The sequence below is a fragment of the Candidatus Sphingomonas colombiensis genome, assembly GCA_029202845.1.
GTDB lineage: Bacteria > Pseudomonadota > Alphaproteobacteria > Sphingomonadales > Sphingomonadaceae > Sphingomonas > Sphingomonas colombiensis.
In genome coordinates, this window is record CP119315.1 from 1,077,144 (window position 1) to 1,090,078 (window position 12,935).

General features: G+C 66.6%; 10 protein-coding genes. 5 read left to right on the top strand and 5 right to left on the bottom strand.

Translation table 11 applies throughout. The annotated features are described in order from the left end of the window. Positions 1-75 precede the first annotated feature (75 nt). Positions 76-609, top strand: coding sequence for a translation initiation factor IF-3 (gene infC / locus P0Y64_04990; protein ID WEK44178.1), 534 nt, complete (start codon positions 76-78; stop codon positions 607-609). Positions 610-726: 117 nt separating this feature from the next. Here the strand turns inward: infC and P0Y64_04995 are convergent, their stop codons facing one another. From P0Y64_04995 to P0Y64_05015, 5 genes are all read right to left on the bottom strand, one after another. After that, entirely contained in the window at positions 727-3,474 is a 2,748-nt protein-coding gene (locus P0Y64_04995; protein WEK44179.1) for a [protein-PII] uridylyltransferase, read from the bottom strand. Positions 3,475-3,887: 413 nt separating this feature from the next. After that, positions 3,888-4,610, bottom strand: a complete 723-nt coding sequence (gene phbB / locus P0Y64_05000) for an acetoacetyl-CoA reductase (protein ID WEK44180.1) — start codon at positions 4,608-4,610, stop codon at positions 3,888-3,890. 35 nt (positions 4,611-4,645) lie between these two features. Then, positions 4,646-5,650 carry a ferrochelatase gene (gene hemH / locus P0Y64_05005; protein ID WEK44181.1) on the bottom strand — a complete coding sequence of 335 codons (1,005 nt, stop codon included), beginning with the start codon at positions 5,648-5,650 and terminating at the stop codon, positions 4,646-4,648. Continuing rightward, entirely contained in the window at positions 5,647-7,860 is a 2,214-nt protein-coding gene (locus tag P0Y64_05010) for a molybdopterin-dependent oxidoreductase (protein ID WEK44973.1), read from the bottom strand. The genes hemH and P0Y64_05010 overlap by 4 nt, the downstream gene beginning before the upstream one ends. A 105-nt stretch (positions 7,861-7,965) precedes the next feature. Beyond that, complete coding sequence (locus P0Y64_05015; GenBank protein ID WEK44182.1) at positions 7,966-9,663, bottom strand: class I adenylate-forming enzyme family protein; 1,698 nt, start codon at positions 9,661-9,663, stop codon at positions 7,966-7,968. Between the two features lie 65 nt (positions 9,664-9,728). Here P0Y64_05015 and lgt point away from each other — a divergent pair, with 65 nt between their 5' ends. From lgt to pgeF, 4 genes are all read left to right on the top strand, one after another. Next, a complete protein-coding gene (gene lgt / locus P0Y64_05020) occupies positions 9,729-10,610 on the top strand; it encodes a prolipoprotein diacylglyceryl transferase (protein WEK44183.1) in 882 nt (293 codons plus the stop codon). Between the two features lie 86 nt (positions 10,611-10,696). Continuing rightward, positions 10,697-11,650, top strand: coding sequence for an SAM-dependent methyltransferase (locus P0Y64_05025; protein ID WEK44974.1), 954 nt, complete (start codon positions 10,697-10,699; stop codon positions 11,648-11,650). Further along, a complete protein-coding gene (locus tag P0Y64_05030) occupies positions 11,647-12,162 on the top strand; it encodes a GNAT family N-acetyltransferase (protein ID WEK44184.1) in 516 nt (171 codons plus the stop codon). Before P0Y64_05025 ends, P0Y64_05030 begins: the two co-directional genes overlap by 4 nt. Continuing rightward, positions 12,159-12,923: a peptidoglycan editing factor PgeF gene (pgeF, locus tag P0Y64_05035; protein ID WEK44185.1), complete on the top strand. Its 765-nt coding sequence runs from the start codon at positions 12,159-12,161 to the stop codon at positions 12,921-12,923. Before P0Y64_05030 ends, pgeF begins: the two co-directional genes overlap by 4 nt. The last annotated feature ends 12 nt before the right edge of the window (positions 12,924-12,935 follow it).

The following is a 12,935-nucleotide window of genomic DNA, read 5'->3' on the forward strand; positions in this document are numbered from 1 at the left end:
CATCTTCCGGTTTGCCCCCGGAAGCCCTATATCGCGCGCAGTGAACCAGCAGGAGAAGTACCTATCCGTCCGCCCATGATGCGCCGCCCGATGCAGGCGCCGCCGATGAATGGCCCCCGTTTCAACGAGTGGATTCAAAGCCCCAAGGTCCGTGTGATCGACCATGAGGGTGAGAATCTCGGCGTGATGTACACGCGTGAGGCAATGGAACAGGCCCGCGATCTGGGGCTGGACCTGGTTGAGGTTTCGCCCAACGCTGATCCGCCCGTGGCCAAGTTCCTCGACGTCGGCAAGTATAAGTACGAGGCGCAGAAGAAGGCCAACGCCGCGCGCAAGTCGCAGAAGACGCAGGAGATCAAAGAGATCAAGATGCGTCCGAATATCGACGACCACGATTACGACACCAAGATGAAGAAAGTCGTCGAGTTCCTTGAGGACGGCGACAAGGTCAAGGTGACGATGCGTTTCCGTGGACGCGAATTGAGCCACGGACAGATCGGTATGGCGGTACTTCAGCGCGTCGCCGAAGCCACGGCTGAAATCGCCAAGGTGGAAGCCTATCCGCGCATGGAAGGCCGCCAGATGCTGATGGTGATCGCGCCGAAGTAACGGCGCCGATCCGGCTACCTGCTACTGCTGACCGCTCGCTGCGCGCCGCGCCCGCCCGTAATCACACGGGCGGGCGCGGCGCCGCTGCTGCCGCATCCCGATTCGCGCCCGCGCGAATCAGGCCGCGATTTCGGCCGTCACCCCGGCCGCCGCATCCAGCAATCGCCGCTCGAGCGCCTTTACCCGCGCGCTGGCGTTGATCTTGTCCCCGGTCAGATCGGTCAGGTAGAAAGTATCCACCGCGCGCGCGCCATAAGTGGCGACATGCGCGGAGTGGATCGTCACCTTCGACTGGAACAGCGCATGCGCCAGCTGGCTGAGCAACGCCGGCCGGTCCCGCGCATTGACCTCGATCACGGTGAAGCGGTTCGACGCATGGTTGTCGACCAGCACATTCGCCTCGACCGCAAAGGCATCGGCGCGGACACGCGGCAGCGGCTTCGCTTTCAGTTTGTCGATCAGCCTGCCGCGATTGGCGAGCGCATCCTCGATCGCGGTGCGTAGCCGGTTGAGCTGCCCCGCCTCGTCGAACGGCCGGCCGAGCGGATCCTGCACAAGGAAATTGTCCAGCGCCATGCCATCGCGCGTGGTGTGGATGCGCGCGTCGATGATATTGCCCCCGGCCAGATGGATCGCGCCCGCGATGCGATAGAAAATGCCGGGATGGTCGGCGGCATATACCGTCACCAATGTCGCGCCACGGCCGGGATAGACCTGCGCGTCGATCGTCAGTTGCGCATCGCCCGCCGCGGTGATGAGCCGCGCGTTATGGGCCAGCACGTCCTCCGGCTCCGCGATCCAATATGGCTCGGGCATGTGGCGGACGAAGCGGGCCAGCGTCGCATCGTCCCAATCCAGCGCGCGCGCCAGATTCGCCTGCTTTTCGGCCAATCGCTCGCTGCGGCCTCGCTGCTTATGGCCGAGCCGCAGCACCTCCTCCGCCGCCTCGAACAGGTCGTTGAGCAACTGTCGCTTCCAGCCGTTCCACGTGCCCGGCCCGACCGCGCGGATATCGACCACGGTAAGCGCAAGCAGCATCCGCAGCCGCTCCGGCGATTGCACCGTCGCGGCAAAATCGAGGATGGTCTTGAAGTCCGCAAGGTCGCGCTTGAACGCGGTCGCCGACATCAGCAGGTGATTGCGCACCAGCCAGGCCACATTCTCCGTTTCCGCCGGCGACAAGCCGAAACGCGGGCACAGCCGCTCCGCGACCTCTGCCCCCAGAATCGAGTGATCGCCGCCGCGCCCCTTTGCGATATCGTGCAGCAGCACCGCGACGTAGAGCGCCCGCCGCGAAACGATATGCTTGAAGATCGCGGTCGACAGCGGATGTTCCTCCGCCAGTTCGCCGCGTTCGATCCGGCTCAACAGCCCGATCGCGCGGATCGTATGCTCATCGACCGTGTAATGGTGATACATATCGAACTGCATCTGCGCGACGACGCGCCCGAAATCGGGCACGAAACGGCCGAACACCCCCGCCTCGTTCATCCAGCGCAGCACCAGTTCCGGGTCACGCGGGCTGGCGACCAGATCGAGAAACAGCGCGTTGGCGCGGGGATCATCCCTGATCTCATCGACCAGTTTCGCATCGCGCGTCGCGACGCGCATCGCCATCGGATGGATTTCCAGCCGATGCAGATCGGCGAGCTGAAAAATCTCGATCATCCGAACGGGATCTTCGACGAAAAAATCGTCATGCGGCAGCGCCAGCCGCCCGCGATCGAGCACGAATCCGCCCAGCTTGCGCGGCCGCCGCCGGATCGTCGGCAGGCCGAAGCGCCGCCCGCGCGCGGCGAATTGCTCATCGAGATGCGCGAGGAACACCCCGGTCAGCGTGCCGACCGCCTTCGCCTGCAGGAAGTAATATTGCATGAAGCGTTCGACGCCGGATTTCCCCAGCCGATCGGAAAAACGCATCCGTTCCGCGATCTCGCGCTGCACGTCGAACGTCAGCCGATCCTCGGCGCGGCCGGTGACGAGATGCAAATGGCAGCGCACCGCGCACAGGAAATTGTCCGCGCGATGGAACAGGCGATATTCGGCCGGGGTGAACAGCCCTTTGTCCACGAGATCGGCCGCGCGATCGACATCATAGACATATTTGCCGATCCAGAAGAGGGCGTGGAGATCGCGCATCCCGCCCTTCCCCTCCTTCACATTGGGTTCGACGACATAGCGCGTATCGCCCATCTTCAGGTGGCGCTGATCGCGTTCGGCCAGCTTGTCCGCGACGAACTGGCGTTCCGTATCGCGCTGCACCTCCGCCTTGAAGCGGTGCGCGGCCTCATCCGCCAGCGCCTCGTCCCCCCAGACGTAGCGCGCTTCCAGCAAAGCGGTGCGGATCGTCACATCGCCTCGCGCCTGACGCACCATCTCATCGAGCGATCGGCTGGAATGGCCGAGCTTGAGCCCGAGATCCCACAGCACGTAGAGCATGGATTCGATCACCTGCTCCGCCCATGGCGTCTGCTTCCATGGCGTGAGAAAGGCGATATCGACATCCGAGAAGGGCGCCATCTCGCCCCGGCCATATCCCCCCACCGCGAGCAGCGTGAGCCGTTCCGCCGCTGTCGGGTTGCTCAGCGGATAGAGCCGCTGGGTGACGAGATCGAACAATACGCGCAACAACTGATCGATCAGAAACGCCTGCCCGTTCGCCGCCTCCAGCCCGCGCGACGGACGCTCGGTCAGGCGGCGCGCGATCTCCGCGCGGCCGGTGTCGAGCGCCTGTTTCAGCTCCGCCGTCACGGCGCGGCGCAGCGCCGCCGGATCGGCGATATCGAGCCCGGCGAGACGATCGGAAAGCGCACGGCGATCAACGATCGCGCGGCGGTTGGGCAGGTTATCGAAGCGGCTCGGCATTATCTTGTGGTTACAGGAGAGCGAGCGACTGGTCGATGCAGCGAGGGTGAAGAGGGGACGCCGGCTAGCGCGGATCGACATTCAGTTCTGGCGGACCGCAAATGGCGGCTTTCCGCGCTTCCGGTGCTCACGGGCCGGTAGTCCGCTGCGCTCCGAGTCACGGAAGGCCGCCATTTTCGCTCCACCATCTCGTGAATGGCGATCAGCCGTGGAAAATGCCGGCCGTTTGCGTGTCACCACGGTTTTTTTTGCCGCAAAGGCCGCCACCCCGGATCACGGGGGGAGACTCTGCGTAACTTAGGGTGCGGCGCGGGAGTTAATCCCGCGCCGTCGGTCGGGTCGGCGGGGCCGACCCGCCGGCCGTGCGCCGATGGCGCATCGGTGCCGTCGCTCCGCCGACGCACCTCGGCCCGTCAGTACATATGCTGCCCGCCGTTGATGCTCAGCGTCGATCCCGTCACAAACCCGGCATCGTCCGAACAAAGGAACGCCACGCCACGCGCGATTTCCTCCGCCTGCCCCAAGCGGCCGACCGGAATTTTGGCGACGATCTTCTCCAGCACATCCGCCGGCACCGCCGCGACCATGTCCGTATCGATATAACCGGGCGCGATCGCGTTGACCGTCACGCCGAGCCGCGCGCCCTCTTGCGCCAGCGCCTTGGTGAAGCCGTGGATGCCCGATTTGGCGGCGGCGTAATTCACCTGGCCATATTGGCCGGCCTGCCCGTTGATCGAGCCGATGTTGACGATCCGGCCCCATTTGCGCTCGCGCATGCCGGGAAACACCGCCTTGGCCATGTTGAAACAACCGCCGAGATTGGTGTCCATCACCTCACGCCACATCTCATAGGTCATTTTGAGGATCGTGCCGTCGCGGGTGATGCCGGCATTGTTGACGACGATATCGATCTCGCCAAGCTCCGCCGCCACCTTCGCGCAGCCCTGTTGGCAGGCGTCGTAATCGGCGACGTCCCACTTATAGGCCTTGATCCCGGTTCGCTCCGAAAATTCGCGGGCACGCTCGTCGTTGCCGGCATAGTTTGCCGCGACCGTTATGCCCTTATCCCGCAACGCGACGCTGATCGCCTCACCGATGCCACGGGTACCCCCCGTTACGACCGCCACACGCGCCATTCGGAAATCTCCTCGTCCATGAAGACAGATCGAAGCTACGGAAGGGCGGCCCATCCTTCAAGCTCTCGCGAAAGGATTTTCCGCAGCATTTCCAAACCGATCGCGCTGTCGTTAAGACACGGCAGATAGGCGAAATCCTCCCCGCCCGCGTTGGTGAACGTCTCTCGACCGCGAATCGCCAGCTCCTCCAGCGTCTCGATGCAATCGACCGAAAAGCCCGGCGCGACGATCGCGACACGCTTCACGCCCTTCGCCGGCATCGCCGCCAGCACCGCTTCGGTGGCGGGCTCCAGCCATTTCGCGCTGCCGAAGCGCGACTGGAACGTTACCGTCACCTCGCGCCCCAGCGCCTCACCGAGCAGCCGCGCGGTCTTGCGGCAATGGCAATGATAGGGATCACCGAGCTCCAGCGTGCGCGTCGGCATGCCGTGGAAACTGACCACCAGCGCATCGGGCTCGAAACCGATCCGGGCGAGCGATTCCTCCACCGATTGCTTCAGCGTCGCGATATAGGCGGGGTCGTCATAATAAGGCGGCAGCGTGCGGATCGCCGGTTGCCAGCGCATGCCCGCCAGCGTGGCGAAGGCACGATCGTTGGCGGTCGCGGTCGTCGCCGCGCAATATTGCGGATAGAGCGGGGCGAGCAGGATGCGCTCACACCCCGCCGCCTTCAGCGCCTTCAGCCGATCGCCGATCGCCGGGGCGCCATAGCGCATCGCCCAATCGACCATCACATCCGGCCCGAATGCGTCGCAGAGCCCGTCCGCCTGCGCGCGCGTGAACGCGGCGAGCGGCGAACCATCGGGCCGCCACACCTGCGCATAAGCATGAGCGGACTTGCGCGGCCGGGTCGTGAGGACGGCGCCATGAAGGATCGGCTGCCACAATAATTTGGGCAGCTCCACCACCCGCCGATCGGACAGAAACTCCGCCAGATAGCGCCGCACCGATTTTGCGTCCGGCGCATCGGGCGTGCCCAGATTGATCAGCAACACGCCGACGCGCGGCGCGGCCATCCCCGGATGATCGACCGGCTTCATGCGACGCGCCCGAACGGCAATGCGCGGAGCCGCTTGCCGGTGGCGGAACGCAGCGCGTTGGCGACGGCGGGAGCAACCGCGACCATCCCGAGATCGCCCACTCCGCCCGGTTCCGCATTGCTCGCGATCAGCTCGACGGTGATATCCGGCATGTCCGCCAGCCGGGGCAGCGCTAGCGCGCCAAGGCTATGCGCGGTGATGAGGTTGCGATCGATCTGCACGCCGGCGGACGTGGCCGCCGCGACACCGAAGATCAACCCGCCCTCGATCTGCTGCCGGATAATGTCGGGGTTCACCTGTCGCCCGCAATCGACCGCCGCGACCAGCCGCGCGACACGCGGGCGCCCATCATCGCCCATCTCGGCCTCCGCCAGCACCGCGATGCAGCTTCCCGCCATGGTGTGACAGGCGATGCCCTGCCCGCTGCCATCACCACCGCCATCCCAGCCGCCGAGTGCCGCGACGGTCGAGAGGCAGCGCGCCAGCCGCGCGTCCCCACCGAGCATCCCGATGCGATAGGACATCGGTTCCATCCCCGCCTGATGCGCCAGCTCGTCGATGAAGCTTTCGGTGAAGAAACAGGTATAGCCATGCGCCTGCCCGCGCAGATGGCCGGTCGGCAGACCGATCGTGGCGGGATGATGCTCGACGATACATCCCGGCAGGCGATAGGGCGGCAGCGCGCCCGCCACGGCATAACCGTCCGCGCCTTCGGGCAATGCGAGCGCCGCCCTGACCAGCTTGTCATCCGGCATCAACCGCGCGGCGAGTTCGCGCCCCGTCGCCGGCACGGCAATCTGCGCGCGCCAGCCGAGGATCGCGCCGTTCGAGGACAGCCGCGCGGTCATCCGCGCCTTCGCCGGCGCACGAACCCGATCGCGCGCCAGCGCCTCGCGCTGCGACCAGACGAGCTGCACAGGGCGCTTCGCCTTCACCGTCAGCACCGCCGCCTGTGCCGCGACATCGCATTCCAGCGCGGCACCGAACGACCCGCCGATCAGCGTGGGATGAAGGATCACCGCCTCGGGCGAAATGCCGATCGCGCGCGCCGCCGCCTCCCGCGCAAGGCTCGGCGCCTGCGTACCGACCCACAGCTCCAGCCGATCACCGCGAAACCACGCGGTGGCGCAGGGCGGCTCGATCGCGGCGTGAAAGGCGGGGGCGATGGTATATTCTGCCACGATCAGCCCCGGGCCGCCCATCACCGGCGCGATATCCCCGGCAGTCGCAAAGCGATGCCCCGGCACCGAAAGCGCGGTATCCAGCGCCGCCGCGATGCTCGCATCGTCTACCACCGGCCCATGCGTCGCGAAACGCGGGCTGAGCGCGGCGAGCGCGCGATCCGCCGCCCACCAATTGGTCGCGAGCGCCGCCACCCAGCGCTCGCTTTCCACGACGGAGACCATGCCGCGCACCCGCTCCGCCGCGGCGCGGTTAACCCGCACCAATCGCGAATCGCCCAATGGCCCTTGCATGATGCTGGCGAACAACATGTCGGGCAACCGCACGTCGGCGGCGAAATTGGCCGAGCCATCCACCTTTGCCGGCACATCGAGCCGGGGCAGGTTCTTGCCGGTCAGTCGACCGTCTTCGTCAACGCGCAACGGCAATTCACCGGGCAGGTCGAAGCCCACCGCGTCCGCCGCCAATTCGGCGAAGCGCAGCCGCTGCTTGCCCGCGACGACGAAGCCGTCCGCCGTTTCGCACGCCGTCCAGTCGACGCCCCAGCGCTTCGCCGCCGCCTTGCACAACAGCACGCGCGCGGCCGCCCCCGCTTCGCGCAGCGCCGGCTCGAACATGCGGATCGAGGTGGAGCCCCCCGTCAGCATCAGCGCGCCGCGCGCGGCATGTTCGCGACGCAACGCGGCGGGGATGCGATCGAATGTGCCCGCGAACAACGTGTCTGCCGCAAGCGGATTGGCATAGAGCGGGTTGAGCGGCGCGGCCTCCACCCCCACGGTGCGCCAGTCCGCGCCCAGCTCATCCGCGACGATCTGGGGCAGCGTCGTCCAGCTTCCCTGCCCATGTTCCGCCTGCGGCACCGCAACCGTCACCTGCCCGTCCGTGCCGATCTTCAGCCACGCGTTATAAACGGTCTCGCCCGGCGCGGCGGTGAGATTGGGGCGATAGCTGCGCGGCCATGCCGCCCAGGCGAGGATCAGCCCGACCCCCGCCCCGCCGGCGATCAGCAAATTGCGTCGAGTGACCATCGCGTCAGGCACTAGGTCGTGCCCGGCGTTCCGCCAAGTCCGTCATTCCAGCGCGGGCGCGAAGGCAGCGACGGGAGAGAGCGGCGCGCCCTTTCCGCCCGGCGCTCAGGCCGCCTCCGCCGCGGCCAGCGCGCGATATTTCGCCCGGAGCGTCACCTTGTCGATCTTCTCGGTGCCGAGCCGGGGCAATGCATCCGCCACCAGCCAGATGCGGGCCGGCACCTTGAACGCGGCGATATGCTGGAGGAGGAATGCGGTGAGCTCCTCTGCCGTCAGCGTGGCCCCCTCGGTCGGCAGCACCACCGCGCCGGGCACCTCACCGAATTTCTCGTCCGCAAGCCCGAACACCGCCGCTTCGGCGACACCGGCATGTTCGTAGAGCGCGGCCTCGACCTCCTGACAGCTGATATTCTCGCCGCCACGGATGATGATGTCCTTCTTGCGATCGACGATGAACAGATAGCCCTCCGCGTCGACATAGCCGATGTCGCCAGTGCGGAAGTAACCGTCGGCGGTATAGGCGTCGGCGGTCGCTTGCGGATTGCCCCAGTAACGCTCGAAATTGGCAACCGAGCGGATGCACACCTCGCCGCGCTGCCCCTGCGCCACCGGCTTGCCCGCATCGTCGAGGATCGCGAGATCGACCAGCGGCGGCGATGCGCGGCCGGCCGAATTGGGCTTGGCGAGATAATTGCCGCGCCAGTTGCCGGTGCCGACACCATTGGTTTCCGTCAGGCCATATCCGATCAGCGGCGCGCCCTGCATCTCCTCGTGAATGCGGCGGACATGCTCCACCGGGCGCGGCGCGCCCCCGGCCGCGATATCGGTCATCGTCGACAGGTCGTATTTGGCGCGGTTCGGATGCGTCAGCATCTCGAAGCTCATCAGCGGCACACCGACGAAATAGGTGATCTTTTCCTTTTCGATCAGCCGCATCGCCTCTTCGGCATCCCATTTCGGCATCAGCACCAGCTTGCGCCCGATCGCGAACGACTGGAGCATCACCGGCACCTCGGCGGTGACATGGAACAGCGGCACGTTGAGCAAGGTGGAAGGCTGGAGCGCGCTCACCTCGCCGTCCTGCGTCGCGATGGTGAGCATCATCATCGCCGAGGCGAGATAGTTGAACACGCCCTGCACCACCTGACGATGGGTGGAGAGCGCGCCCTTCGACCGGCCGGTGGAGCCGGAGGTAAACAGGATCGTCGCGAAATCGTCCGGCCCGATCTCCGGCAATGAAGTGCCGTTGGCCTGCGCGACGACATCGGCCATCGCGGTGGCGAGGCGCTGCGTATCATCGAACGTGACGACCTTCGCCTTCAGCCCATCGATCGCCGCGAGCCGCGCCGCGCGTGGGGCGTCGGCGAAGACGAGGCCGCATTCGACATCCTCGATACCGTCACGCAGCTCTTCCGATTGCCACCAGCCGTTGAGCAGCGTCACCGTCCCGCCGGCAATCAGCACGCCCATGTACAGCGCGATCCATGATGGCGAGTTGCGCGCCGCGATACCGACGCGATCGCCCTTCTTCACGCCGAACCCGCCGACCAGCCCGGCGGCGACCTGCTGCGCGATGCCATGCACGTCGGCGAAGGTCAGCCGCTCGTCGCCTGCGATCAGGAATTCCGTCGCCGCATGCTGCGCGCTGAAAAACGCCAGATAGGCCGTGAGCGTCGGTGGCGCTGCCGCGATCATGGGCAGCTTCTGGCCAAATCGCTCGACCTGCCCAAGCGCCAGTTGACCACCCTCGCCCGTCATCGCGGCCAGCACCGCGTCCATCTTCAGGTCGAGCTCGGTCTTCATGCGTCTCTCCGCTTGGTCTTGCCTGTTTGGCTCACTATGCAGGGGCGACGCACGAGGGGAAAGCCTTGATCCTGTCTTTGTTCGCCGCTTCTGCCGGCCATATTCACTTCGCCGATCTGGGCCTCCACCCGGACGTGTTCTCGATCGGCTTCTTCACCCTGCGCTGGTATAGCCTCGCCTATATCGCCGGGATCGTCGTCGGCTGGTGGTATCTGCTCAAACTGCTCGCCCAGCCCGGCGCGCCGATGGCGCGACGCCATGCGGACGATCTGGTGTTCTATGCGACGCTCGGCATCATCCTGGGCGGGCGGATCGGTTATGTGCTGTTCTACGCGCCGGAAATGATCCTCCATCCGATCCGCATCCTGCGGCTGTGGGATGGCGGCATGTCGTTCCACGGCGGGGTGATCGGCACGACCATCGGGATCATCCTGTTCGCGCGCAAGAACGGGCTGAACTGGCTGCGCATCCACGATTACGTGGCATGCGTCGCGCCGTTCGGATTGTTCTTCGGCCGGCTCGCCAATTTCGTGAACGGCGAATTGTGGGGCAAGCCGAGCGACGTGCCTTGGGCGATCGTCTTCCCGCATACCGTGCCCCCCGGCATGATCGAGCCGGCGCGCCACCCAAGCCAGCTCTATGAGGCGGGGCTGGAAGGCGCATTGCTGTTCGCCATCCTGTGGTTCTTCTTCTGGCGCACCAAGGCGCGGTATGAGCCGGGCAAGCTCGTCGGCATCTTCGTGCTCGGTTACGGGCTCGCGCGGTTCTTCGTGGAGTTCTTCCGCGAGCCGGATTCGCAATTCGCGGGCACCTTCTTCGCCACCACGATCCATATGGGGCAGCTTTTGTGCCTGCCGATGATCGCGGGCGGCCTGTGGCTGATCCTCACCGCACGCGGGCGGCGTGAGCGCGTCGAGCCCATCGCCGGGAGCGACAGCGTAGCGTGAGCGGAAATACCGACGAAACCTCGCCGCTGCCCGAGCGGCTGGCGCGCGCGATCACCCTGGGCGGCCCGATCCCCGTCAGCCAGTTCATGGCCGCCGCCAACGCGCATTATTACGCGACGCGCGATCCGCTCGGCGCGGGCGGCGATTTCACCACCGCGCCCGAGATCAGCCAGATGTTCGGCGAGCTGATCGGCCTGTGGTGCGCCGATCTGTGGGATCGCGCGGGGCGGCCCGATGTGGCGTGGGTGGAGCTGGGGCCGGGGCGCGGGACGCTGGCGGCGGACGCGTTGCGCGCGATGGCCAAAGCGGGGTTCACCCCCCCGGTACATTTCGTCGAGACCAGCCCGGTGCTGCGCGCCGAGCAGGCGAAGCGCGTGCCGCACGCCACCTGGCATGACGATGTCGAGGATCTGCCGACCGACCGGCCGCTGCTGATCGTCGCCAACGAATTCTTCGACGCGCTGCCGATCCGCCAGCTCATGCGCGCGCGCGCCGGCTGGCACGAACGGCTCGTGGCCTGTCAGGACACATTGTTCCTGCCGATCGCGGGCAAGCAGATGCCCGACGAGGTGATCCCCGCGCATCTGCGCGACGCCGCGCCGGGCGCGATCATCGAGACCTCGCCCGCTTCCGTCGGCATCATGCGCGTGCTGGCGGCGCGGATCGTGGCGCAGGGCGGCGGGCTGCTCGCGATCGATTATGGCTATGAAGGCCCGGCGGTGGGCGACACGCTGCAGGCGGTGCGCGGCCATGCCTTCGCCAACCCGTTCGAGGAGCCGGGCGAACGCGATCTGACCGCGCATGTCGATTTCGCGACGCTGGGGCTGGTCGGCCACGCCAGCGGCGCGGTGGCGATCGGCCCGGTCGGGCAAGGTGCGTTCCTCCGCGCGCTCGGCGTGGATGCGCGGGCCGAGGCATTGGCGCGCACGGATGAAAAGGTGCGCGCCGACCGCGATCGATTGGTCGAGGCGATGGGCACGCTGTTCAAGGTGCTCGCGCTGCGCCATGCGGATTGGCCCGAACCCGCAGGATTCGCATGATCGATTATCGCACCCCGACGCCCGCCGACGGCCCCGCGCTCGATGCAATGGCGCGGAAAATCTGGCTGGAGACGTTCGAGCCATTCACCACGCCCGAGAATATCGCGCATTATTTCGCGGAAGCTTACGGGTCGGACGGGAAGCTGACCCGCGATCTCAGCAACCCGGATGTGACCTGGCGCATCGCCTGCGACAACGGCGCGATCGTGGGATACGCCAAGCTCACGCCGCCCTTCCTGCCCGATCCCGCGATGACCGCGGGCGCGACACAGTTGAGCCAGCTTTATGTCGCCAGTTCGCATCACGGCGCGGGCATCGCGCATGCGCTGATGGACTGGGCGACCGATATGGCGCGCGCGAGCGGCGCGACGGCGCTGGTGCTCACCGTTTATGAGGAAAATCCCCGCGCGATCCGCTTCTATGAAAAGCGCGGATTCATCCATATCGGCGATTATGATTTCCCCGTCGGGGACCAGGTGGATCGCGATCTCATCATGCGGCTCGCGCTGTGAGCGCGGTGGAGGTCAATCGCGCCGCCGCGCTGGAGGGGGTCGCGCACGGCTTCCTTGGGCGGCGCGGCGGGGTATCGACCGGGCTGCATGACGGATTGAACGTCGGCACCGGATCGGCCGACGAGGCGGAGGCGATCGCCGAAAACCGCCGCCGCGCGACCGAGGCGGTGTTGCCCGGCGCGACGCTGGTGACCCTCTATCAGGTCCACTCGGCCGAATGCGTCACGGTGCGCGCACCGTTCGACCACGCGCTGCGTCCGCACGCCGATGCGCTGGTCACCGATCGGCCGGGGCTCGCGATCGGCGTGCTGACGGCGGATTGCGCGCCGGTGCTGCTCGCCGATCGGGAGGCCGGCGTAGTCGGCGCAGCCCATGCGGGCTGGAAGGGCGCGCTCGCCGGCGTCACCGACACCACGATCCTCGCGATGGAGGCTTTGGGCGCGCGGCGCGATCGCATCGCGGCGGCGGTCGGGCCGTGCATCGCGCGCGCCAGCTATGAAGTCGATCTCGCCTTTCGCCAGCGGTTCGAACAGGCGGATGCGGAGAATGAGCGCTTCTTCGCCGACGCACGCGAAGGCCATGCCCAGTTCGATCTGGAGGCCTATGTCGCGTACCGGCTGGCGGCCGCCGGGCTGATGCGGATCGAAACGCTCGGGCTCGACACCTATGCCGACCCGACACGCTTCTTCAGCTATCGCCGCGCGACGCATCGCGGCGAGCCGGATTACGGCCGCCAGATCGCGATCATCGGGCTGAGCTGATCCGGCTCAGCC